This window comes from Streptomyces sp. MJM8645 (assembly GCF_001625365.1).
Taxonomy (GTDB): Bacteria; Actinomycetota; Actinomycetes; order Streptomycetales; family Streptomycetaceae; genus Kitasatospora.
In genome coordinates this window covers 6,201,542-6,224,554 of record NZ_LJJF01000001.1, presented here as the reverse complement: position 1 = coordinate 6,224,554, position 23,013 = coordinate 6,201,542, and the positions used below count along the sequence as shown (strand labels likewise).

18 protein-coding genes and 1 riboswitch are annotated in these 23,013 nt (G+C 74.2%); of the genes, 11 read left to right on the top strand and 7 right to left on the bottom strand.

Annotation, left to right across the window (positions count from 1 at the left end):
• The first annotated feature begins 13 nt into the window (after window positions 1-13).
• Entirely contained in the window at window positions 14-1,654 is a 1,641-nt protein-coding gene (locus A6F73_RS26510; RefSeq protein WP_244293504.1) for an ABC transporter ATP-binding protein, read from the top strand.
• Here the strand turns inward: A6F73_RS26510 and A6F73_RS42585 are convergent.
• Complete coding sequence (locus tag A6F73_RS42585) at window positions 1,651-1,896, bottom strand: hypothetical protein (protein ID WP_063350083.1); 246 nt, start codon at window positions 1,894-1,896, stop codon at window positions 1,651-1,653. The genes A6F73_RS26510 and A6F73_RS42585 overlap by 4 nt on opposite strands.
• A gap of 41 nt (window positions 1,897-1,937) precedes the next feature.
• Here A6F73_RS42585 and A6F73_RS26500 point away from each other — a divergent pair, with 41 nt between their 5' ends.
• Together A6F73_RS26500 and A6F73_RS26495 are read left to right on the top strand one after the other, a co-directional pair.
• The gene (locus A6F73_RS26500; protein WP_063350082.1) at window positions 1,938-2,369 is read left to right on the top strand and encodes a cytidine deaminase; all 432 of its coding nucleotides are present in this window, start codon (window positions 1,938-1,940) and stop codon (window positions 2,367-2,369) included.
• 120 nt (window positions 2,370-2,489) lie between these two features.
• A complete protein-coding gene (locus A6F73_RS26495; protein ID WP_063350081.1) occupies window positions 2,490-3,053 on the top strand; it encodes an EF-hand domain-containing protein in 564 nt (187 codons plus the stop codon).
• Between the two features lie 54 nt (window positions 3,054-3,107).
• On the opposite strand, the gene A6F73_RS26490 is transcribed toward A6F73_RS26495, so the two are convergent.
• Window positions 3,108-3,683 carry a TetR/AcrR family transcriptional regulator gene (locus A6F73_RS26490; RefSeq protein ID WP_063350080.1) on the bottom strand — a complete coding sequence of 192 codons (576 nt, stop codon included), beginning with the start codon at window positions 3,681-3,683 and terminating at the stop codon, window positions 3,108-3,110.
• 149 nt (window positions 3,684-3,832) lie between these two features.
• On the opposite strand from A6F73_RS26490, the gene A6F73_RS26485 reads away from it, so the two are divergent.
• The 5 genes from A6F73_RS26485 to A6F73_RS26465 all read left to right on the top strand — a co-directional run bounded on the left by A6F73_RS26485 (window position 3,833) and on the right by A6F73_RS26465 (window position 7,954).
• On the top strand, window positions 3,833-4,426 hold the full coding sequence (locus A6F73_RS26485; RefSeq protein WP_063350079.1) for a dihydrofolate reductase family protein: 594 nt from the start codon (window positions 3,833-3,835) through the stop codon (window positions 4,424-4,426).
• Window positions 4,427-4,686: 260 nt separating this feature from the next.
• Window positions 4,687-5,106 (top strand): gamma-glutamylcyclotransferase family protein, encoded by a 420-nt coding sequence (locus A6F73_RS26480; protein WP_063350078.1) that lies wholly within the window; start codon window positions 4,687-4,689, stop codon window positions 5,104-5,106.
• Window positions 5,107-5,208: 102 nt separating this feature from the next.
• Window positions 5,209-6,447: a bifunctional cobalt-precorrin-7 (C(5))-methyltransferase/cobalt-precorrin-6B (C(15))-methyltransferase gene (locus tag A6F73_RS26475; RefSeq protein ID WP_063350077.1), complete on the top strand. Its 1,239-nt coding sequence runs from the start codon at window positions 5,209-5,211 to the stop codon at window positions 6,445-6,447.
• Complete coding sequence (gene cobM / locus A6F73_RS26470; protein ID WP_063350076.1) at window positions 6,444-7,205, top strand: precorrin-4 C(11)-methyltransferase; 762 nt, start codon at window positions 6,444-6,446, stop codon at window positions 7,203-7,205. Before A6F73_RS26475 ends, cobM begins: the two co-directional genes overlap by 4 nt.
• Window positions 7,206-7,210: 5 nt before the next feature.
• A complete protein-coding gene (locus tag A6F73_RS26465; protein ID WP_063351553.1) occupies window positions 7,211-7,954 on the top strand; it encodes a cobalt-precorrin-6A reductase in 744 nt (247 codons plus the stop codon).
• A gap of 421 nt (window positions 7,955-8,375) precedes the next feature.
• Here A6F73_RS26465 and A6F73_RS26460 read toward each other — a convergent pair whose 3' ends face one another.
• A complete protein-coding gene (locus A6F73_RS26460; RefSeq protein WP_107452962.1) occupies window positions 8,376-9,905 on the bottom strand; it encodes a UDP-N-acetylglucosamine 1-carboxyvinyltransferase in 1,530 nt (509 codons plus the stop codon).
• Window positions 9,906-10,042: 137 nt separating this feature from the next.
• On the bottom strand, window positions 10,043-11,290 hold the full coding sequence (locus tag A6F73_RS26455; protein WP_063351552.1) for a cobalt-precorrin-5B (C(1))-methyltransferase: 1,248 nt from the start codon (window positions 11,288-11,290) through the stop codon (window positions 10,043-10,045).
• Between the two features lie 298 nt (window positions 11,291-11,588).
• Here A6F73_RS26455 and A6F73_RS26450 point away from each other — a divergent pair, with 298 nt between their 5' ends.
• Window positions 11,589-13,328, top strand: coding sequence for a TIGR03767 family metallophosphoesterase (locus A6F73_RS26450; RefSeq protein ID WP_079136030.1), 1,740 nt, complete (start codon window positions 11,589-11,591; stop codon window positions 13,326-13,328).
• 107 nt (window positions 13,329-13,435) lie between these two features.
• Here the strand turns inward: A6F73_RS26450 and A6F73_RS26445 are convergent, their stop codons facing one another.
• Genes A6F73_RS26445 through A6F73_RS26435 form a run of 3 tightly spaced genes read right to left on the bottom strand, consistent with a single transcriptional unit; the run spans window position 13,436 to window position 16,931 of the window.
• Window positions 13,436-14,956, bottom strand: coding sequence for a precorrin-2 C(20)-methyltransferase (locus A6F73_RS26445; RefSeq protein ID WP_063350073.1), 1,521 nt, complete (start codon window positions 14,954-14,956; stop codon window positions 13,436-13,438).
• Window positions 14,953-15,579, bottom strand: a complete 627-nt coding sequence (locus A6F73_RS26440; protein WP_063350072.1) for a precorrin-8X methylmutase — start codon at window positions 15,577-15,579, stop codon at window positions 14,953-14,955. The genes A6F73_RS26445 and A6F73_RS26440 overlap by 4 nt, the downstream gene beginning before the upstream one ends.
• The gene (locus A6F73_RS26435; RefSeq protein WP_244293503.1) at window positions 15,576-16,931 is read right to left on the bottom strand and encodes a hypothetical protein; all 1,356 of its coding nucleotides are present in this window, start codon (window positions 16,929-16,931) and stop codon (window positions 15,576-15,578) included. Before A6F73_RS26435 ends, A6F73_RS26440 begins: the two co-directional genes overlap by 4 nt.
• A 167-nt stretch (window positions 16,932-17,098) precedes the next feature.
• Window positions 17,099-17,184, top strand: a riboswitch (cobalamin riboswitch).
• A 301-nt stretch (window positions 17,185-17,485) separates the two neighbouring features.
• Here A6F73_RS26435 and cobN point away from each other — a divergent pair.
• Window positions 17,486-21,172 (top strand): cobaltochelatase subunit CobN, encoded by a 3,687-nt coding sequence (gene cobN, locus A6F73_RS26430; RefSeq protein WP_063350070.1) that lies wholly within the window; start codon window positions 17,486-17,488, stop codon window positions 21,170-21,172.
• An 89-nt stretch (window positions 21,173-21,261) separates the two neighbouring features.
• Window positions 21,262-22,959 carry an apolipoprotein N-acyltransferase gene (gene lnt / locus A6F73_RS26425; protein WP_063350069.1) on the top strand — a complete coding sequence of 566 codons (1,698 nt, stop codon included), beginning with the start codon at window positions 21,262-21,264 and terminating at the stop codon, window positions 22,957-22,959.
• Window positions 22,960-23,013 lie beyond the last annotated feature (54 nt).

Here is a 23,013-nt window from a genome sequence, read left to right as displayed (position 1 = left end):
CTCCGCAGAGCCCGTGCTGAGCGTTCGCGATCTGACCGTCACCTTCGCCGACCCGCGCGGCGGGGCGCCCGTGACCGCCGTCCGGGGGCTCTCCTTCGACCTCGCCGCCGGTGAAGTCCTCGGCCTGGTCGGCGAGTCGGGCTCCGGCAAGTCGGCCACCGGCCTCGCCGTCCTCGGCCTGCACGACCCGCGCACCACCACCGTCACCGGCTCGATCCGGCTGGGCGGGCAGGAGTTGGTGGGCGCGACGGAGTCCACGCTGCGCCCGGTCCGGGGCGGCCGGGCCGCGCTGGTCTTCCAGGACGCGCTCACCTCGCTCAGCCCCTTCCACGGCGTCGGCGCCCAACTCGCCGAGATGTACCGGCTGCACCACCCCGGCGCCGGCCGCGCCGAGGCCCGCCGACGGGCCGCCGCGATGCTCGACCGGGTCGGCATCCCGGCCGCCCGGGTGCGCGACTTCCCGCACCAGTTCTCCGGCGGGATGCGCCAGCGGGTGATGATCGCCATGGCACTGATGAACGACCCGCAGGTGCTGATCGCCGACGAGCCCACCACCGCCCTGGACTCCCGGGTGCAGCGGCAAGTCCTCGACCTGCTCGGCGAGTTGCAGCGCGAGCACGGCACGGCGGTGCTGCTGGTCAGCCACGACCTCGGCGTGGTCGCCGGGACGACGGACCGCACGCTCGTGCTGCGCGGCGGCGTCGAGGTCGAGTCCGCGCCGACCGCCGAGCTGCTGGCCGCGCCGCGCGAGCCGTACACCCGCGCACTGGTCGGGGCGGCGCTCACCCTCGACTCCGTACCCGGCTCGCCATTGCCGACAGTTGACGATCCGTCACCCACCGCCGAATTCGCGCCCCGGACGGTCGGGCACCCGGAGCGCTGGCTCGTCGAGGTGGCGGACCTCGCCGTCCACTTCCCCGGGCGGCGCCGCCTTCCCAACCTGCGCGCCGAGCCCGTCCGGGCGGTGGAGGGCGTAGGACTGCGGATCGCCCCCGGCGAGACGCTCGGACTGGTCGGCGAGTCCGGCTCCGGCAAGTCCACCACCGCCCGCGTCCTGGCCGGCCTCCAACAGCCCACCTCGGGAACGGTCCTGTACGACGGCCAGGACGTCACCCGCCCGAGCCGGGAGCTGCGGCGCCGGCTCAGCCGGGAGATCCAGCTGGTCTTCCAGGACCCGTACGCCTCCCTCAACCCGCGCCGCACCGTCGCCCAGACCCTCGACACCCCGCTGCGCCTGCACACCTCACTCGACGCGGCGCAGCGGCGGGAGCGCTCGGCCGAACTGCTGGACCAGGTCGGGCTGCCCGCCGCCCACCTGGACCGCTACCCGCACGAGTTCTCCGGCGGACAGCGCCAGCGGATCGGCATCGCTCGGGCCCTCGCCCCGCAGCCGCGCCTGATCATCGCGGACGAACCGGTGTCGGCCCTCGACGTCTCGGTCCAGGCGCAGGTGCTCAACCTGCTGATGGAGCTGCGCGAACGCCTCGGCGTCGCCTTCCTGTTCGTCTCGCACGACCTCGCCGTGGTGCGGCACTTCTGCGACCGGGTGGCCGTGATGCACCGGGGCCGACTGGTCGAGTCCACCGACCGCGACCGCCTGTTCAGCGCGCCGCACACCGAGTACACCCGGGAGCTGCTGGCGGCGGTGCACTAGCGCGGGGACCGGTCCTCGCGGGGGTCGGTGGCCTCGCGGGGGTCGGTGGGGAGGAGTGCGTAGAGGTGCATGTCGCGGCGCTCGTCGTCGTACCCGGCGGAGGCGGCCGGGACGGTGGTGACCAGCGGGATGTACGGGTCGGTGCCCGCCTCCCGGACCACGGCGAGGTCGGTGAGGCGCCAGGGGCGAAGGGTGAAGGGGCCCGCGTAAAGCGTTGGCACGGTCAGGGGCGGTCGGTCCATGCTCGAAGCCTGTCATGTGCGATCAAGGAGTCCCAGCGAATATGTCCGTCAGCGATCAATCCGACCCCGTAGGAGACCGCGCAGCCGTCGACCAGGAGCTCGTCGAGGCCGCCCGGGCGGTGGCCCAGCGCTTCTCCCGGGGCGACAACCACACCGTCGCGGCCGCCGGACGCAACGCCGACGGGCGGATCGTCACGGCCTTGAACGCCTACCACTTCACCGGCGGCCCGTGCGCGGAGCTCGTCCTCATCGGCGCGGCCGCCGGCCAGGGCGCGTACGACCTCACCACGGTCGTCGCGGTCGGCGACCGGGGCCGGGGCGTCGTGCCTCCGTGCGGCCGCTGCCGGCAGGTGCTGCTCGACTACTTCCCGACGGTCGAGATCATTGTCAAGCGGGGAACGGAACTGCTCGCCCTGCCCGTCCTCGACCTGCTCCCCGAGGCGTACGTCTGGGCCGAGCACCAGGACGGCTAGCGACCCCGCCTTCGAGTCGCGCTCGTGTGGCCGTTCGCCCGTCGTTCGGCTGCGCGAGCGCGACTCCAGGCACTAGCGTGCTGGCGACGTGTCGTAGTGATCGCCAACCGAGGGGGCACATTGTCGGACGACCTGCTCACAGCAAAGATCAACCACGGGTTCGACCACCTCGACGCCGACGGCGACGGACTCCTCACCGAACGGGACCACGTCCTCATGGGCATCGCCGTCGCCCGCTCGCTCGGCCATCAGGAGGGCTCCGAGGCCGAGGCCGTCATCGTCCGCGCCTACCTGACGGTCTGGCACGACCTGCACCTGGCCCACCTGCCCGCCGGCACCGAGGCGATCACCCGCGAACAGTTCGTCCGCTCGACCGGCGCCCTCTCCGACGACCCCGAGGCCGCGCGGACCAGCTTCGGCGCACTCGCCGACGCCTTCCTCGCCGTCGCCGACACCGACCGCAGCGGAACGGTCGACGCCGGCGAGTTCTTCGTCTTCCAGCGCGGCCACTTCGCCGGCCTCTCCCGCGACGACGCCGACGAGGCCTTCCGCCACCTCGACCGCGACGGCGACGGCACCCTCTCCGCAGCCGAGTTCACCAGCGCGATCATCGAGTTCTGGACCAGCCGCGACCCCGACGCCCCCGGCAACTGGTGGACGGGCAGGCCCCCGCACACCCTCTGACACCCCCTCCGGCACAGCCGCCCCCTCGCCCGCCGAAACGCGAGGCCGGCAGAGTCAGGTCGCGGGGACGATTCGCTCGACGACGGTGTCGAGCAGGGCGGGCAGGGTGTCGGTGCCCAACACCTCGGGCAGGGTGAGGTGTTCGACGATCAGGCCGGTCATCGCGAGGTAGAGGACGAGGACGGTCTCGCGGTCGCCGGGCAGTCCTCCGTCGAGGTGGTAGGCGACGTTGGCCTCCAGTTGCTCGCGGATGGTGCCGGTGAGCTGGGCCCTCAGGCCGGGGCGGCGGGTGGCTTCCAGGCGCAGTTCGAGCATCGCGAGGTAGCCGGCCCGGTCGGCGGAGATGCGGCGGATCAGGTCGCGCATCAGGGCGGCGACCAGAGCGCGGTCACGCGGCGCCCGCAGCAGGTCGGCGATGACGGCCGGGTCCGGGGTGAGCCGGTGGTGGATGTGCCGGGCGGTCTGGTGGAGCAGGTGGTCGCGGTTGGCGAAGTAGTTGGAGGCCGTGCCGTTGGGGACGCCGGCCTGCACGTCGACCGCGCGGAAGGTGAGGCCGCGGGCGCCCTCGCGGGCGAGGACCTCGATGGCGGCGTCGGCGAGGGCGGTGCGGCGGGCGGGGTTCTGGACCATGGGTCGATTCTCTCTCGCGGGGTTTTCGGGGGCCGGGGCGCCCGGGTCCGAAAACACCTCGGCAACCACTACAACTGGAGTACTATAGTCGGAGTGGTTAGGCGGCGGGCCGCACGGCCCGCGCCGCTTCCCGACCCCAAAGGACCTGCATGCGCAAGCTCACCTACTTCATCGGCACCACCATCGACGGCTTCATCGCCGGCCCGGACGACAGCTTCGACTTCTTCGCGCCGTTCCTCACCGAGGACTACACCTCGACGCTCTTCGCCGAGTACCCGGAGACCATCCCCACCCCCGGCCGCGCGGCGTTCGGCATCGCGGAGGCACCCAACAAGCGCTTCGACACCGTCGTCATGGGCCGCGGCACCTACGCACCGGGGCTGGCCGTGGGCCTCACCAGCCCCTACGCCCACCTGCGGCAGATCGTGGTCTCCCGCACCCTCGGCACCAGCCCGGACCCGGCGGTGGAGGTCACTGCGGAGGACCCGGTGGCCCTCGTCCGCCGGCTGAAGCAACAGGACGGGCTCGGCATCTGGCTCTGCGGCGGCGCCGACCTGGCCGGCCAGCTGCTGCCCGAGATCGACGAGTTGATCATCAAGCAGTACCCGGTGGTGGTCGGATCGGGCATCCCGCTGTTCCGCGCGGAGTTCGGGCCCCGCGCCTTCACGCTCACCGACAGCCGCGTCTTCGAGCGCGGCAACGTCGTCCTGACCTACGCACGGACCGCCCCGGACGCCGCCTGACGCCCACCACCCGGCGGACGCGCGGGGCACGGGGCGCGGGGCGCGGGGCGCGGGGCGCGGGGCACGGGACGCGGGGCACGGGACGCAGGGCACGGGACGCAGGGCACGGGACGCAGGGCACGGGACGCAGGGCACGGGACGCAGGGCACGGGACGCAGGGCACGGGACGCGGGACGCGGGACGCGCGAGGCAAGAGGCGCTATCGCGGCGCGGGCGCGAGGACGTACCGTGGGCGCTCCCCCAGCCGAGAGGTCGAACCCGTGTCCGAGGAGGCCCTGCCGTTCTTCGTCTACGGCACCCTGCGCAGCGGCGGCCGCAACCACGCCGCCCACCTGGCCGGACGCTGCGCCGACATCCGCCCGGCCGTGCTGGACGGCGCCACACTGCACGACGGCCCCGGGTACCCGTACGCGGTGCCGGACGCGACGCCCGGGCGCCGGATCGTGGGCGAGCTGATCACCGTACGGCCCGGCGCGTACGCGGGCGCGCTCGCGGCGCTGGACCGGCTGGAGGACTGCCGGGCGGACGGGACGGGCCTGTACGTACGGCGGCGGCTGCCGGTGCGGACGGCGGCGGGCGAGGTGCGGGAGGCCTGGGTGTACTTCGCCGGGCCCGTCGTCGAGAGCCGGCTACGGGAACGGCCCGCGGTGATCGACTCGGGGGACTGGGCGGACCGGTAGCGGGGGACGGGCGGGAGACGGGCGGCCGGATACCGCCAGGTAGGCTGCCCCGATAGTTATTTTTTCTACTCACGGCGCCCGCCGAACGACAGGAGCCACCCGGTGCCCGAGCTGCCACCCCCGATCACCGTCGTCGGGATCGGGGCCGACGGCTGGCCCGGCCTCTCCACCGCCGGCCGGGCCGCCCTGCGGGCAGCCGAGGTGGTCGTCGGCGGCCCCCGGCAGCTGGACCTCCTCCCCCGCGACGAGGTCGCCGCCGAGCGCGTCCCGTGGCCGTCCCCGCTGCGCCCGGCCGTCCCCGGGCTGTTCGCCGCGCACGCGGACCGCCGGGTCGCCGTCCTGGCCAGCGGCGACCCGATGTTCTACGGCATCGGCCGCACCCTCGCCGAGACGGTCGGCGCCGGGCGGCTGCGCGTCCTGCCGCACCCCTCCTCCGTCTCCCACGCCTGCGCCCGACTCGGCTGGCCGCTGGAGTCCACCGAGGTGGTCAGCCTGGTCGGCCGCCCGCTGGACACCCTCGCCCTGGCCCTGAACCCCGGCCGCCGCCTGCTCGTGCTGAGCGCCGACGCCGCGACCCCGGCCGCCGTCGCCGGGCTGCTCACCGCGCGCGGCTACGGCGCCGCCCGTCTGCGGGTGCTCGAACAGCTCGGCGGCCCGGCCGAACGCCGGCTCGACGGCACCGCCGACGGCTGGCCGCACCCACCCGGCGACCCGCTGAACGTCATCGCGGTCGACCTCGGCGACGGCCCCCGCAACTCGCTCGTCCCCGGCCTGCCCGACGCCGCCTACGAGAGCGACGGCCAGCTCACCAAGCGGCACGTGCGCGCCGCCACCCTCGCCGCCCTCGCCCCCTCCCCCGGCGAGCTGCTCTGGGACGTCGGCGGCGGCTCCGGCTCGATCGCCGTCGAGTGGCTGCGCGCGCACCGCGACTGCCAGGCCGTCAGCATCGAACGCGACCCGGTACGCGCCGAACGGATCGCCCGCAACGCCGCCGCCCTGGGCGTGCCACGACTGCGCGTGGTGACCGGCCCGGCCCCCGCCGCGCTCGCCGAACTCCCCGCCCCCGACGCGGTGTTCATCGGCGGCGGCCTCACCGCGACCGGCCTGCTGGACAGTTGCTGGGCCGCCCTGCGGCCGGGCGGCCGGCTGGTCGCCAACACCGTGACGCTGGAATCCGAGGCGCTGCTCACCGAGTGGTACCGGCGCCACGGCGGGGAGCTCGTCAAACTCGCCGTCGCGCACGCCGTCCCGGTGGGCGGCTTCACCGGGTGGCGGCAGGCCATGCCGGTCACCCAGTGGTCCGCCGTCAAGCCCAACACCCCTCAGGAGAACGCGTCGTGACCGTCTACTTCATCGGAGCCGGCCCCGGCGCCGCCGACCTGATCACCCTGCGCGGCCAGCGCCTCCTGGCCCGCGCCGAGGTCTGCCTCTACGCCGGCAGCCTGGTACCGCGCGAGCTCCTCGACGAATGCCCGCCCGGCGCCCGCCTCGTCGACACCGCGCAGCTCAACCTGGACCAGATCATCGCCGAGCTGGTCCGCGCGCACCAGGCCGGACAGGACGTGGCCCGGCTGCACTCCGGCGACCCGTCCGTCTTCTCCGCCGTCGCCGAGCAGATGCGCCGCCTCGACGCGGCCGGCGTGCCGTACGAGATCGTCCCCGGCGTGCCCGCCTTCGCCGCCGCAGCGGCCGCGCTCAAGCGGGAGTTGACCGTCCCGACCGTCGGCCAGACCGTCATCCTCACCCGGATCGCCAAGCGCGCCACCCCGATGCCCGAGGGCGAGGACCTGGCCACCCTCGGCCGCAGCGGCGCCCTGCTGGTGCTGCACCTGGCCGCCGGCTACGTGGACGACGTCGTCGAGCAGCTGCTCCCGCACTACGGCGCCGACTGCCCGGCCGCCGTCGTCGCGATGGCCAGCCGGCCGGACGAGCTGGTGCTGCGCGGCACCCTCGCCGACATCGCCGAACAGGTCAAGGCCTCGGGCGTGGTCCGCACCGCCGTCATCCTGGTCGGCCGGACCCTGGCCGCCGAGCAGTTCCGCGACAGCCACCTCTACTCGGCGGAGCGCGAACGCCCGCACGAGCCCTGCGGGGCGTGAACCCCATGACCCGGCACGTCCTGATCCTCGGCGGCACGACGGAGGGGCGGGCGCTGGCCGCCGCACTCGTCGAGCTGCCGTCCCTGCGGGTCACCAGTTCGCTGGCCGGCCGGGTCGCCCAACCCCGGCTGCCCGCCGGGGAGGTGAGGATCGGCGGCTTCGGCGGCCCGGACGGGCTGGCCGACTGGCTGCGCGGCGAACGGGTCGACGCGGTCATCGACGCCACCCACCCGTTCGCCGCCGGGATGTCCCGCAACGCCGCCCTCGCGGCGGCCGCCGCCGACGTGCCGCTGCTGGCGCTGCGGCGGCCCGGCTGGGCGCCCGTCCCCGGTGACCGCTGGCACCACGCACCCTCGCTCGCCGCGGCCGCCGAACTCCTGCCCGGCCTCGGACGGCGGGTCTTCCTCACCACCGGGCGACAGGGCATCGCCACCTTCGCCCACCTCGACCACCTGCATTTCCTCGCCCGCTCGGTCGACCCGCCCGAGCCGCCGCTGCCGTCCACGCTCGAAGTCCTGCTGGACCGGGGGCCGTTCACGCTCGACGGCGAACGGGCGCTGCTGCGCGAGCACCGGATCGACGTCGTGGTCACCAAGGACAGCGGCGGCGCCGCGACCGCGCCCAAACTCACCGCCGCGCGCGAACTCGGGCTCCCGGTGGTCGTCGTGGAACGCCCGCCGCTGCCCGACGGCGTACCGGCGGCCCCGGACGTACCGGGCGCGGTGCGGTGGTTGCAGCACCTGCGCTAGGACGGCCGATCGGGTCGGGTCGGGTCGGGTCGGGTCGGGTCGGGTCGGCCGAATGTCGACGCCGACACCGCCGACCCGGACGAAGCCTTCGCGGCCTGGCGCCGCGAGTGCAGCCACGCCCGTCAACTCGTCGCCGCCGCCGAGTCGTTGGACGTCCTGGGGCACTACGGCGAGGAGGTGCGACTAGGGGCTCTCTTTCGGATCACGTCGGATCAGCGCGCGGCGTCGGAGTGCGTGCATCGCAAGGCGGAGGAGGGAGTCCATGCGGAGTATCGGCGACCGACGACAACGCGGCGAGGTGCGTGCTCCGGCGTCGCGCGCCCGGCGTGATCCGAAAGAGAGCCCCTAGCCCGCAATGGCCGACCGGCCGCAACGCGTGCGGCCGGTCGGCCATCTGATCGTGCTTCAGATCCGGATCGGATCAGATGTCGCGGAAGGTCTCGATCTGCGCGCCGATGGAGTTGAGGCGCTCGGCGAGGTCCTCGTAGCCGCGGTTGATGACGTAGACGTTGCGCAGGACGGAGGTGCCCTGGGCGGCGAGCATCGCGAGGAGGATGACGACCGCGGGGCGCAGGGCCGGCGGGCACATCATCTCGGCGGCGCGCCAGCGGGTGGGGCCCTGGACCAGGACGCGGTGCGGGTCGAGGAGCTTGACGTCGGCGCCGAGGCGGGTCAGCTCGGTGAGGTAGATCGCACGGTTGTCGTAGACCCAGTCGTGGATCATCGTGGTGCCGTGGGCGGCCGCGGCGATGGCCGCGAAGAACGGCACGTTGTCGATGTTGATGCCGGGGAACGGCATCGGGTGGATGGTGTCGATCGGCGCGGTCAGCTTGGACGGGCGCACGGTGAGGTCGACCAGGCGGGTGTGGCCGTTGTGGGCCCGGTACTCGGGGGTCCGGTCGTAGTCGAGGCCCATCCCCTCCAGCACCGCGAGTTCGATCTCCAGGAACTCGATCGGCACCCGGCGGATCGTCAGCTCGGAGGAGGTGACGACGGCGGCGGCGAGCAGGCTCATCGCCTCCACCGGGTCCTCGGCCGGGGTGTAGTCGACGTCGCAGGTGATCTCCGGGACACCGTGGACGGTGAGGGTGGTGGTGCCGACGCCCTCGATCCGTACGCCCAGCTTCTCCAGGAAGAAGCACAGGTCCTGGACCATGTAGTTGGGCGAGGCGTTGCGGATGACGCTGACGCCGTCGTGCCGGACGGCGGCCAGCAGGGCGTTCTCGGTGACGGTGTCCCCGCGCTCGGTCAGCACGATCGGACGGTCCAGCGGGGTGCCCGGCTCGACCGAGGCGTGGTAGGCGCCGCCGGTGGTGGCGACCTCCAGCCCGAAGCGGCGCAGCGCGGTCAGGTGCGGCTCGACGGTGCGGGTGCCGAGGTCGCAGCCACCCGCGTACGGGATGGCGAAGCGACTGGCGCGGTGCATCAGCGGGCCAAGGAACATCAGCACGCTGCGGGTGCGGCGGGCCGCCTCGACGTCCATCGCCGCGAGGTCGAGCTCGGCGGGCGGGGTGAGTTCGAGGTCGCGGCCGTCGTTGGTCCAGCGGCTCTTGACGCCGATGCTGGTGAGCACCTCGAGGATGCGGTAGACCTCTTCGATCCGGGCGACGCTGCGCAGCGTGGTGCGTCCGGTGGTCAGCAGCGAGGCGCAGAGGATCGCGACGCAGGCGTTCTTGCTGCTGCGGACGTCGATGGCGCCGGAGAGTCGGGTGCCGCCGGCGACCCTCAGGTGCATCGGGCCGGAGTAGCCGAGGGAGACGATCTCGCTGTCGAGGGCTTCGCCGATGCGCGCGATCATCTCAAGGCTGACGTTCTGCTTGCCCTGCTCGATGCGGTTGACCGCGCTCTGGCTGGTGCCGAGGGCCTCGCCGAGCTGTGCCTGGGACCAGCCGCGGTGCTGGCGGGCGGTACGGATGAGGGTGCCGATACGGGTGAGGTAGTCGCCTGTCACTCGCCAGACCATATCTCATGGTTGAGATGGCGACAGAACCAGGGGCGGGCGCGACACTCCTTTTGTCCGTTTCTCGCCCCGTATGAACGTCAGATCTTCACATCACCAGGCGGTATTGCCGCGATTCTGTGAGAGCGTCACGGCCCGAGCGGCTCCACCCGGCCGACGACGGTGCCCGCGCGGTCGATGCAGATGACGTCCACCGCCACCGGCGAGCCGACCAGCACGCCGAGCGCCGTCGCCCGCGCCGCCTCGGCGACCAGATCGCCCAGCGGCACCCCGGCCGCCCGGCACAACTGCACCGCCTCCAACCCGGTGTTGGCGGCGGCCACCGCCTCGGCCAGCGCCCCGTCGGCCCCGCCCCGCCGCGCCAGTTCGGCCAGGTACCCCTTGTCCACCTGGGAGCGCGCCGAATGCAGGTCGAGGTGGCCGGCGGCGAGCTTGGACAGCTTGGCGAAGCCGCCCGCGATCGTCAGCCGGGGCACCGGGTGGCGCTTGAGGTACTTGAGGACGGCGCCCGCGAAGTCGCCCATGTCGAGCAGCGCGTCCTCAGGCAGTCCGTGCACGGCGACGGCGACCTTCTCGGAGGTCGAACCGGTACAGCCGGCCACGTGGGTGCGGCCCGCCGCCCGGGCCACGTCCACGCCGCGGCGGATGGAGTCGATCCAGGCGGAGCAGGAGTAGGGGACGACGATGCCGGTGGTCCCGAGGATGGACAGGCCCCCGAGGATGCCCAGCCGTGGATTCCAGGTGGAACGGGCGATCTCCTCGCCGTGGTCCACGGAGATCTCGACCACCACGTCCCCGCTGCCGCCGTGCGCGGCGGCCACCTCCGCCACGGCGTCGCGGATCATCTGCCGGGGCACCGGGTTGATCGCGGGCTCGCCGACGGGCAGCGGCAGGCCCGCCTTGGTGACCGTCCCCACCCCCGGGCCGGCCCGGAACACCACGCCGGCGCCGGGCTCGCCGGCCCGCACCGTCGAGCGGATCAGCGCGCCGTGGGTGACGTCGGGATCGTCGCCGGCGTCCTTGACCACGGCGGCCATGGCGCTCGCCGGCATGGGCGGGACGGCGGCTCGGCCCCCGGCGGCCCGCTCCCCGGTGGCCAGCCCCCCGGCCCTGGGGGCAAGTTCCGCGGCGACGAGTTCCTCGGCGGCGAGGGCGAAGGCCGGCTGCTGGCCCTTGGGGAGGGTGATGGCCACCGGGTCCGGGAACTCACCGGTGAGCAGCGCGGTGTACGCGGCCTTGGTGGCGGCGGTGGCGCAGGCGCCCGTGGTCCAGCCGTGCCGCAGGCCGCTGCTCTTCAGCTGGCCGGCCCGGCCCCCGGCTTCGACTCCAGCCTTGACCGCCGCTTCGGCCCCCGCTTCGGCTCCCGCTTTGGCCACCTGCGTCTCGCTTCCGGCTCCGTTGAGGTGCGGCCGCACCGGCCGTCGGTACCGATTTTCCCCCATTCGCCTGGCCGCGCCCCGACCGGGGGCGGTGGAGCGGGGCCCCGCGGCCCGGTGTCCGAGTCGGGGAGCGGCCGCTGCCCCGCGTTCCCGAAGAGTTCTCCGCACGGGCCTCGCACCCCGCTCCTACCAGTGAGTAATCTGGCGGTCCGCCAGAGGGCGGGTTCATGACACGGGGTCCGGCGGCCGGGTTGTCCGGCCGGGCCATCAGCATGTGGGGGTTTTTGTGGCAGGGATGAGTCGGCGTACGTTCCTCACCGGTACGTCGGTGGCCGCCGCCTGGTCGGCCTTGTCGCTGGGCGGCGGGCAGTTCGCCTCGGCGGCGGAGCGCGAGCGCGCACTGACGGCCACCGCCGCGCGGGCGGTCAAGACGACGGGCACCACGCTCGACCAGGTGGCCACGCCCGTCGGCACCGGCGGGTACAAGCGACTGACGGCCGGGCCGGGCTGGCCGCTGGTGGTTCGCGGCGACCTGGCGGCGCCGGGCACCGGGCGGGACGACCGACGGACCGGGCTGGCCAGCTTCGTCCAGTTCAGCGACCTGCACCTGGTGGACACCGAGTCCCCGGTGCGATTCGAGTACCTGGCCCGGTTCACCGGCAGCGCGTACCGGCCGCAGGAGGCCCTGAACGCCCGCGGCGTCTCGGCCCTCGTCGAGCGGGTCAACGCGCTCGACGGCGGCCCCTACACCGGGATGCCGTTCAGCATGGTGATGGCCACCGGCGACAACACCGACAACCACGAGCAGGCCGAACTCGACTGGTACCTCACCGTCATGGGCGGCGGTCGGCTCGCCCAGAACACCGGTGACCCGAACCGCTACGAAGGCGTGCAGAACTCGGGCAACGCCGCCTACTGGAACCCCGAACTCGCCTACAACGACGGCTACAAGGCGAAGGGCTTCCCGCAGATACCGGGCTTCCTCGACGCCGCCGGCCGGCCGTTCGACGCGCCGGGCCTGCGTACGCCCTGGTACACGACGGTCGGCAACCACGATGACAGCCTTGAGGGTTCGCTGCCGGACCTCGGGCTGCTGAACGACCTCTACACCGGCCAGTACAAGCTGGAGGGCTGCAACGACGCGGACGCGGCCCGGCTGATGGACTCGCTGCGCCGCGACCCGGCCGGCGCCGCGCTCCTGCTCGCGAAGCTGCTCGCGAGCGGCGACGCGGTGCGCCGGATCACCCCGGACGAGCGCCGACGGCCGTTCACGCTCAAGGAGTTCGCCAAGGCCCACCTGAACCCGGCGCACACCGGCGCCGGCCCGTACGGGCACGGTTTCACCTCGGACATGGTGGGCAGCGGCAAGCTCTACTACACCTTCCGCATCTCGGAGAAGGTGCTCGGCATCAGCCTGGACACCACCAACCAGGCCGGGTTCGCGGACGGTTCACTGGGCACCGCGCAACTGCGCTGGCTGGAGCAGCAGTTGAAGGCGCACAGCGGGCACTGGTACGACACCGACGGACGCAAGGTGACGGGCGGCAGCACGGACGAGGTGATCCTCCTGTTCAGCCACCACACGAGCACCACCATGGGCAACCTGCTGCCCGACCCGCGCAACATCTTCGAGAAGCGGCACGACGGCAACGAGCTGGTGGCGCTGCTCCAGCGCTACCCGAACGTGATCGCGTGGGTGAACGGCCACACCCACATGAACAAGGTCACGGCGCACGGCCACGCGGTGCCGGAGCGGGCGTTCTGGGAGATCAACACCGCCTCGCACATCGACTACCCGCAGCACGGGCGCATCATCGAGATCGCGGACAACGGGGACGGCACGCTCTCCCTGTTCACGACGCTGATCGAGTCCTCCGCACCGTACGGCACGGACTTCGGCAGCACCTCGGACGCCAACCTCGCCGCGCTGTACCGCGAGCTGTCGTACAACGACCCGAACGGCCGGCCGGCGGCGCTGCTGGGCGCGGGCGAGGACCACAACACGGAGCTGGTGATCGCCAAGCCAACCCGGTGACGGGGAGGCGGGGACGCCGGGCGGCGAACAAGTAACAGAAAACAGATGACAACTAACAGATGATGAAATCTGTTAGCTGTCATCTGTTTTCTGTCAGTCGTCGCCCGTTACTCCTCCGGGTACCGCCGCGGCGTCCAGACGACCTTCACGCCGCCGCCCCGCTCGACCGCCTGGGTCTGCGAGGAGCCGATCAGCAGGATCGTCCGCATGTCGACCAGCGCCGGATCCAGCTCGCCCAACCGGACGATCCGCACGCGCTCGGTCGGCCCGCCGACGTCACGCGCCATCACCACCGGCGTCTCGGGCGCGCGGTACTCCAGCAGCAGGTCCCGGGCGAGGGCGACCTGCGTGGTGCGCGACTTCGAGCCCGGGTTGTAGAGCGCGAGCACCAGGTCCGCCTCGGCCGCCGCGCGCAGCCTGCGGGCCACCACGTCCCAGGGCTTGAGCCGGTCCGACAGCGACACCACCGCGTAGTCGTGCCCGAGCGGGGCGCCGGCCCGGGAGGCGGCCGCGTGCGCCGCGGTCATCCCCGGGACGATCCGCACCGGGACGTCCCGGTAGGCCTCCTCGCAGGCGACCTCCAGGACGGCGGTGGCCATCGCGAAGACGCCCGGGTCACCCGAGGACACCACCGCGACCTTGTGCCCGCGGCGGGCCAGTTCGAGGGCGTACTCGGCGCGCTCCGACTCGACCTTGTTGTCCGAGCCGTGCCGCCGCTGCCCCGGCCGCTCGGGCACCCGGTCCAGGTAGGTGGTGTAGCCGACCAGGTCGGTCGCCTCGGCGAGGACGCCGCGCGCCTCGGGGGTGAGCCAGAGCGGCCCGGCCGGACCGGTGCCGATGACGGCCACCGCGCCCGCGCCGTCCGTCCGCCGCTCCACCGGCTCCAGCGGCGCGACCTTGCTCGGCAGCACCGCCACCGAGAAGTACGGGACGGTCTCGCCCTCGACCTCCGCGAGCGGCAGGATGCGCTCCCCGTCCATGAACGCGCGCTCGACGTACTGCGCGTCGTCGAGCCGGCCGGCCCGCTCCAGCGCCCGCCGGACGGCCGGGAAGGTGCGCCCCAGCTTCATGATCACGGCGGAGTCGGCGGCGGCGATCCGCGCCGTCAGCTCCTCCTCGGGCAGCGTGCCCGGGATGACGGTGAGCGTCTCCTCGGCCTCGGTCAGCGGCTGGCCGAGCCGGGCGGCCGCGGCGCTGACGGAGGTCACGCCCGGCACCACCTCGGTCGGGTAGCGGTGCGCGAGCCGCTTGTGCATGTGCTGGTACGAGCCGTAGAACAGCGGGTCGCCCTCGGCGAGGACCACGACGTCGCGGCCGGCGTCCAGGTGGGCGGCCAGCCGGGCGGCGGCCTCCTCGTAGAAGTCGTCCAGCGCGCCCCGGTAGCCGCCCGGGTGGTCGGTGGTCTCGACCGTGATCGGGTAGACCAGCTTCTCCTCGATCTGACCGCCCGTCAGATAGCGTTCGGCGATCGAGCGCGCGATGGACCGGCCGTGCCGGGCGCTGTGGTAGGCCACCACGTCGGCCTTGCCGATGAGTTCGGCCGCCCGGACGGTCACCAGCGACGGGTCGCCGGGGCCGAGCCCGACCCCGTAGAGCCGGCCGGCACCAGAGATCTGACGATCCGTCACTCTTCTTCGCTCGCAATCGCGTTGACGGCGGCGGCGGCGATCGCGCTGCCACCGCGCCGGCCGCGCACCACCAGGTGCTCCAGGCCGGACGGGTGCTCGGCCAGGGCCTGCTTGGACTCGGCGGCGCCGATGAAGCCGACCGGGACGCCGATCACCGCGGCCGGGCGCGGCGCGCCGGCCTCGATCATCTCCAGCAGCCGGAACAGCGAGGTCGGCGCGTTGCCGACGGCCACCACCGCGCCTTCCAGCCGGGGCAGCCACAGTTCCATGGCGGCGGCGCTGCGGGTGTTGCCCATCTTCCGGGCGAGCTCCGGCACGGACGGGTCGGTGAGGGTGCACACGACCTCGTTGTCGGCGGGCAGCCGCTTGCGGGTGACGCCGCTCGCCACCATGTTCACGTCGCACAGGATCGGCGCCCCGGCCCGCAGCGCCGCGCGCGCGGAGGCGACCACGCCCGGTGAGTACACCAGGTCCTCGACCAGGTCGACCATCCCGCAGGCGTGGATCATCCGCACCGCGACCTGGGAGACGTCCGCCGGGAGGGCGGCCAGGTCGGCCTCCGCACGGATGGTGGCAAAGGACTGGCGGTAGATGGACGCGCCGTCCTTCTCGTACTCGATCACTTCGTGGTCCTCCTGGCCTCGGCGACCGCCTCGGCCATCTCCTCGTTCGTCACGTCCACGGCCGCCCCGGCGGCCGCCGGACCGTTCACCGTCACCCGGTAGCCCTGCCCGGTGGCGAGCACGTCCACCCACCGCCCGGCCGGATGACCGCAGCGTCGTTCACACCCCGACCAGTGCACCGGGAGACCGGCGGTCGGGAGGCCGGCCATCGGAAGGCCCGCAGTCGGAAGGCCGGTAGCCGGAAAGCCGGTAACCGGAAGGCCGGTAGCCGGAAGGCCGCCGACCGGCGGGCTCCCGGTGGCGGCTGCCGCATCGAGCGCCCGCGCCGCGTCGGCCCGGACGTCGGCCCGCGACTTGGCGCACCCCGGCAGTCCGGTGCAGGCGGTGGCCCGCTCCCAGGGCGAGCCGGGCGCGGTCCGGAACCCGGCCGCCGCCAGCGTGGGCAGCCGGTCGGCCGGCGCCCCCGGCAGCACCGCGCCGCGCCAGGGCGTCAGCCGGATCTCCCCGGCGCAGGCGCCCGCGAGTTCCCGCCACTGCGCGGCGCCGGCCCGGCCGAAGCGCATGCCCACCGACAGCCCGCCCGCCACCTCGGGGAACGAGCCGGCCGTGCGGACCACGCCGACCGCGGGCGCGGCCCCGGCGAGGGCGGGCACCGGCACGGGCCCGGCCGGCAGCAGCTCGGGGACCTCGCGCAGGTGCCAGGCCTTGCGCCCGCTCTCGCGCAGCACGCCAAGGAAGGTCCGGGCCGCGTCGAGCACGGCCGTCACCTCCTGCCCCGCCGGCACCGGACGCCCGTGGGCGGCCCGTCCGAGGCGCAGCAGCGCCGACCCGTCCGGGCCTGCGATCAATGTCACATCGGCGTCGAACGCGGCGACGTCGCCCCGCCCGTCGTCCAGCGCGAACAGGAACTTGCCGGAGAGCCCGGCCGCCCAGTCGCTCGCGCACAGCCGCGCGTCCAGCTCCCGCACCCAGGCCTGCACGTCGGCGAAGCCGTGTCCGTCGAGCCCGGCGAGCGGGGAGGCCACGATGTTGCGGACCCGTTCGTGCGTGTCCGAGGGCAGCAGGCCGACGGCGCGCAGCCGTTCGGCGAGTTCGGCCCCGCAGTGCGAAGCCAGGCCGCGGAGTTGGACGTTGCCGCGGGAGGTGGTCTCCAGTTCGCCGTCGCCGAGCGCCTCGGCGGCGTCGGCCAGCGCCAGTACCTGACGGTCCGTCAGCAGACCGCCGGGCAGCCGGACCCGGGCCAGGGCGCCGTCGTCGGCCGGATGTAGACGAAGGGCCCCTGGGCAGGCGTCCGCGCGCCCCCGGTCGGGCACCGCGGCGCCCGGCGCGGTGGCGTCGGGTGTCGGTGGCATGGCCGCGAGCATACAGATGATCCGATCGGTTGCCTTTGTCCGTCGCCTCACACCCCGGGCGCTCCGGGCGGCCTCCCCGGGATCGCCCTCCCCCAGGTCAGCCGCACCCCGTACGATGCTGGCGGACGGTCCCCGCGGACCGTCCGCACGCCAGCGACGGCGCAGGGGAGGAAACCGGTGCAAGCCCGGTGCGGTCCCGCCACTGTGACCGCGGTTCACCGGGAGACCGGACGGCCGCGGGAGCCAGGAACTCCTGCCGTCCTCCACCGGCCCGGGGCGCGGACCCCGAGGAAGGCTCGAAGAGCAATGCGCTGCCGCATGCCCGCGCCCGGGTCCCCGGGCACCTCACGCCCGCCCGACTCCGGGCGCTTCGCCGACGTCTCGGCGCTCCTTCGGTCGCCGGTCACGCGCCGTCGCTCGCTTTCGTCCGCCGCATGCCACGCGCCTTCGTCCGTCGCATGCCACGCGCTTTCGTCCGTCGCTCGTCACTCGTCACTTTCCACGCCGGCGCGCCCTTCGGCTCGGGGCGGCTCCGAGGCCGGGAGGGCCTTCGCATGATCCTGCTGCTGTCGACGTCCGACACCGACCTGCTCAGTGCCCGCGCCGCCGAAGGCCCGGTCCGCTACCGGCTCGGCAACCCGGCCCGGCTCACCCCCGAGGACCTGCCCGCGCTGCTGGAGGGCACCGACCTCGTCGTGGTCCGCCTGCTCGGCGGTCGCCGCGCCTGGCAGGAGGGCCTGGACACGCTGTTGGCCGGCCCCCGCCCGGTGATCGTGCTGACCGGTGAACAGGCCCCCGACGCCCAGCTGATGGAGCTGTCCACCGTCCCGGCCGGCATCGCCGCCGAGGCGCACGCCTACCTCGCGCACGGCGGCGCCGCCAACCTCGCCGAGCTGGCCGCCTTCCTCTCCGACACCGTGCTGCTGACCGGCCACGGCTTCGCCCCGCCCGCCTCCGCCCCGGCCTGGGGGCCGCTGGAGCGCGAAGCCCGTACGCAGGACGGCCCGACGGTCGCGGTGCTCTACTACCGCGCCCACCACATGAGCGGCAACACCGCCTTCGTCGAGACGCTCTGCCAGGCGATCGAGGACCAGGGTGCGCAGGCCAGGGCCTACTACTGCGCCTCGCTGCGCGGCGCCGAGCCCGAGCTGCTGGCCGCACTCGGCGAGGCCGACACGCTCGTCACCACCGTGCTCGCCGCCGGCGGCACCCGCCCGGCCGACGCGCAGGCCGGCGGCGACGAGGAGGCCTGGGACGCGGGCGCGCTCGCCGCCCTGGACCGGCCGATCCTCCAGGCGCTCTGCCTCACCTGGTCGCGCGCCCAGTGGGAGGCCAGCGACGACGGCCTGTCCCCGCTGGACACCGCCACCCAGATCGCGGTGCCGGAGTTCGACGGCCGGCTGATCAGCGTCCCGTTCTCCTTCAAGGAGCTGGACGAGGACGGCCTCACCGTCTACGCCGCCGACCCGGAGCGCGCCGCCCGGGTGGCCGGCACCGCCGTCAAGCACGCCCGGCTGCGGCACATCCCGGCCGCCGAGCGCCGCCTGGCGCTCGTGCTGTCCGCCTACCCGACCAAGCACGCCCGGGTCGGCAACGCCGTCGGCCTGGACACCCCGGCCAGCGCGATCCGCCTGCTGAACCGGCTGCGCGCGGAGGGCATGGACCTGGGTTCGGACCTCCCCGGGCTGGACGGAACGAACGGGGACGGCCACGACGGCTCCCGCGACGCCTCGCCCGACGGCTCCCACGACGCGTCCCAGGACTCCTCCCTCGACGCCTCCCACGAGGGCGACGCCCTGATCCACGCCCTGATCGCGGCCGGCGGCTACGACCAGGACTGGCTCACCGAGGACCAGCTGGCCCGCAACCCGGTGCGCATCCCCGCCGCCGACTACCGCCGCTGGTACGCCACGCTCCCCCAGGGGCTGCGCGAGCAGGTCGAGGCGCACTGGGGCCCGGCCCCCGGCGAGCTGTACGTCGACCGCTCGCAGAACCCGGACGGCGACATCGTGCTGGCCGCGATCCGCTCCGGGAACCTGCTCGTCCTGATCCAGCCGCCGCGCGGCTTCGGCGAGAACCCCGTCGCCATCTACCACGACCCCGACCTGCCGCCGAGCCACCACTACCTGGCCGCCTACCGCTGGATCGAGGCCGCGCAGGCCGACGGCGGCTTCGGCGCGCACGCCGTCATCCACCTCGGCAAGCACGGCAACCTGGAGTGGCTGCCCGGCAAGACCGCCGCGCTGTCCGCCGAGTGCGGCCCGGACGCCGTCCTGGGCGATCTGCCGCTGATCTACCCGTTCCTGGTCAACGACCCGGGCGAGGGCACCCAGGCCAAGCGCCGCGCCCACGCCACCCTGGTCGACCACCTCGTCCCGCCGATGGCCCGCGCCGACTCCTACGGCGACATCGCCCGCCTGGAGCAGCTGCTGGACGAGCACTCCAACATCGCCGCGATGGACCCGGCCAAGCTGCCCGCGATCCGCGCGCAGATCTGGACCCTCATCCAGGCCGCCAAGCTGGACCACGACCTCGGTCTGGACGAGCGCCCCGAGGACGACGGCTTCGACGACTTCCTGCTGCACGTCGACGGCTGGCTGTGCGAGATCAAGGACGCCCAGATCCGCGACGGCCTGCACGTCCTCGGACAGGCGCCGGCCGGCACCGACCGGGTCAACATCGTGCTCGCCATCCTGCGCGCCCGCCAGATCTGGGGCGGCGTCAGCGCGCTGCCGGGCCTGCGCGAGGCGCTCGGGCTGGACGAGGCCGCGCTCACCCTCGGGGCCACCGACGCCGCCGAGGCCCAGGCCCGCGCCCTGGTCGAGGCCATGGAGGCGCAGGACTGGGCGGTCGAGGCGGTGGAGAAGGTCGCCGTCGGGCTGCCGGAGGCCGTCCACGAGGTGCTGACCTTCGCCGCCACCCAGGTGGTGCCGCGGCTGGCCGCCACCACCGACGAGCTGGACGCCGTGCTGCACGCGCTGCGCGGCGGCTTCGTCCCGGCCGGGCCCTCCGGCTCGCCGCTGCGCGGCCTGGTCAACGTGCTGCCGACCGGCCGCAACTTCTACTCCGTCGACCCGAAGGCCGTCCCGAGCAAGCTCGCCTGGGAGACCGGCCAGGCGCTCGCCGCCTCGCTGGTCGAGCGGTACACCGCCGACAACGACGGCGCCTACCCGCCCTCGGTCGGGCTGTCGCTGTGGGGCACCAGCGCGATGCGCACCGCCGGCGACGACATCGCCGAGGCCTTCGCCCTGCTCGGCGTCCGCCCGGTCTGGGACGACGCCTCGCGCCGGGTCACCGGCCTGGAGCCGATCGCCCTCGCCGAGCTGGGCCGCCCGCGCATCGACGTGACGCTGCGCATCTCCGGCTTCTTCCGCGACGCCTTCCCGCACGTGGTCGCCCTGCTGGACGACGCGGTGCGCCTGGCCGCCGCCCAGGAGGAGCCCGCGGAGCAGAACTTCGTGCGCGCCCACGTCCAGGCCGACCTCGCGGTGCACGGCGACGAGCGCAAGGCCACCGTCCGCGTCTTCGGCTCCCGCCCGGGCACCTACGGCGCGGGCCTGCTCCAGCTGATCGACAGCCGGGACTGGCGCACCGACGCCGACCTGGCCGAGGTGTACACGGTCTGGGGCGGCTACGCCTACGGGCGCGGACTGGACGGGCGGCCGGCCCGCGAGGAGATGGAGACCGCGTACAAGCGGATCACCGTCGCCGCGAAGAACACCGACACCCGCGAGCACGACATCGCCGACTCGGACGACTACTTCCAGTACCACGGCGGCATGGTGGCCACCGTCCGGGCGCTCACCGGCAAGGCGCCGACCGCCTACATCGGCGACTCGACCCGCCCGGAGACGGTCCGCACCCGGACGCTGACCGAGGAGGCCGCCCGCGTCTTCCGCGCCCGGGTGGTCAACCCGCGCTGGATCGAGGCGATGCGCCGGCACGGGTACAAGGGCGCGTTCGAGATGGCCGCGACGGTGGACTACCTGTTCGGCTACGACGCCACGACGGGCGTGGTCGCGGACTGGATGTACGAGAAGCTCACCCAGGAGTACGTGCTCGACCCGGTCAACCGGGAGTTCCTGACCGGCGCCAACCCGTGGGCGCTGCACGGGATCAGCGAGCGGCTGCTGGAGGCGGCCAGCCGCGGGCTCTGGGAGCAGCCCGACCCGGAGCTGATCGCGCAGTTGCAGGCCGCGTTCCTGGAGACCGAGGGGGACCTGGAGGGCGACGAGGGCTGAGCCACGGGGGTGGCCACCAGTGTTCCCGTAGTCCATTCGGGTGACAGGAACACTGGTGGCGCAGTCCGTCCGAGCGGACAATACGGGGCATGCCCCGCCGCCTCGCCCTCACCAGCCCCGCCCGGCGCACGCCGCACCGGGAGCACTCCGAGCACCGCGAGCACCCTGAGCACTCCCCGCATCCCGGGCACCGCGAGCACTCCTCGCATCCCGGGCACCCCCGGCACCCTGAACCTCCCGGGCACTCCGAACACGGCGGGCAGTCCGGACACGGCGGCCACCCGCAGGCGCGCCCGCACCGCTACCGCGCGCGGTTCGGCGCCCTGGCCGCCGGGGCGGTACCGGTGCTCGCCTTCCCGGCGGCGGGGCAGGCCTGGCTGGCGTGGGTCGCGCTCGTCCCCGGGATGCTGCTGATGCAGCGCGCGCCCGGCGGGCGGGAGGCGGCGGTGCGCGGGTGGTGGTTCGGGGCGGGCTTCATCCTGACCGCGATGTACTGGCTGGTCCCGTCCATCGGGCCGGGGCTACCGGTGCTCGCGGTGCTGTTCGGGGCGCTTCAGGGCGGCTTCGGGTACGCCGTCCACCGGCTGCTGCACCCGCCGCTGACCGACCGTCGGGCGCTGCTCGCGCTGCTCGTCGTCCCGGCGGTCTGGGTGACCACCGAGTACGCGCGCTCCTGGGACGCCCTCGGCGGGCCGTGGGCACTGCTCGGCGCCACCCAGTGGCAGCACCCGACGATCCTCGGGCTCGCCTCGACCGGCGGGATCTGGCTGGTCAGCGCGGCCGTCGCGGCCGCCAACACCGGGGTGCTGATCGTCCTGACCGCCGCGCACCGGCGGCCGCGCGCCCTCGCGGCGCTGACCACCGTCCTGGTCCTGGCCGCCGGACCGCTGCTGTTCGCCCTGCGCGACGCCCCCGCCCCGGCCGGGGCGGTCACCGTCGCGCTGGTCCAGCCCGGCATCGTGGACGACCCGCAGGCCCGGTTCGAGGCCAGCGCCCAGGCCACCGCCGCGCTCGGCGGGCAGCCGGTGGACCTGGTCGTCTGGGGCGAGAGCAGCACCACCGCCGACCTCGACCGCGACCCGGCCGCGCTCGACCGGCTGCGCCAACTCTCCACCGCCACCGGGGCGCAGATCATCGCCGGGGAGGACGCCCGCAAGGCGGACGGGCGGATCTCCAAGGACGCGGTACTGGTCTCCCCCGCGGGCGTGCTGGACCGCTACCGCAAGATCCGGCTGGTGCCCTTCGGCGAGTACATCCCGCTGCGGCCGGTGCTCGGCTGGATCGCCGGCGTCAGCCGGGCGGCCGGCGAGAACCGGGCGCCCGGCACCGCCTTCCACGTCCTGCCGGCCACCGACCGGGCGGGCGGACCGCTGCCGGTCGGCGCGCTGATCTGCTTCGAGTCGGCCTTCCCCGACCTGGCCCGCACCGCCGCGCGGGACGGCGCCCGGGTGCTGGTCTACCAGTCCTCCACCTCGACCTTCCAGCACACCTGGGCACCCGAGCAGCACGTCTCGCTGGCGGCGATCCGGGCCGCCGAGACCGGCCGGCCGGCCGTGCAGGCCTCGCTGACCGGGGTGTCGGCGGCCTTCGACGCGCAGGGCCGCGAGCTCGCCCGGCTCGGTACCGACGGCACCGGCACGCTGACCGTCCGACTGCCGCTCACCGAGCCCGGGGCGCTGACCTGGTACGACCGGATCGGCGACGTGGTGCCGATCGGCGCGCTGCTCGTCACCGCAGGCGCGACGGCGGCGGCGTGGCGCTCCAGCCGCAGTCGGCGTCCGGTGTGAGGGCGGAGACTGCGCCCGACGGGAGGACGTCGGGGTCCTCGGCAGGGGCGTCGA

Coding starts and splice junctions, on each gene's coding strand:
- lnt (WP_063350069.1), top strand. CDS start 21,262: ATGCCCCGCCGCCTCGCCCTCACCAGCCCCGCCCGGCGCACGCCGCAC.
- A6F73_RS26435 (WP_244293503.1), bottom strand. CDS start 16,931: ATGCCACCGACACCCGACGCCACCGCGCCGGGCGCCGCGGTGCCCGAC.
- A6F73_RS26490 (WP_063350080.1), bottom strand. CDS start 3,683: ATGGTCCAGAACCCCGCCCGCCGCACCGCCCTCGCCGACGCCGCCATC.
- A6F73_RS26500 (WP_063350082.1), top strand. CDS start 1,938: ATGTCCGTCAGCGATCAATCCGACCCCGTAGGAGACCGCGCAGCCGTC.
- A6F73_RS42585 (WP_063350083.1), bottom strand. CDS start 1,896: ATGGACCGACCGCCCCTGACCGTGCCAACGCTTTACGCGGGCCCCTTC.
- A6F73_RS26450 (WP_079136030.1), top strand. CDS start 11,589: ATGAGTCGGCGTACGTTCCTCACCGGTACGTCGGTGGCCGCCGCCTGG.
- A6F73_RS26465 (WP_063351553.1), top strand. CDS start 7,211: ATGACCCGGCACGTCCTGATCCTCGGCGGCACGACGGAGGGGCGGGCG.
- A6F73_RS26485 (WP_063350079.1), top strand. CDS start 3,833: ATGCGCAAGCTCACCTACTTCATCGGCACCACCATCGACGGCTTCATC.
- cobN (WP_063350070.1), top strand. CDS start 17,486: ATGATCCTGCTGCTGTCGACGTCCGACACCGACCTGCTCAGTGCCCGC.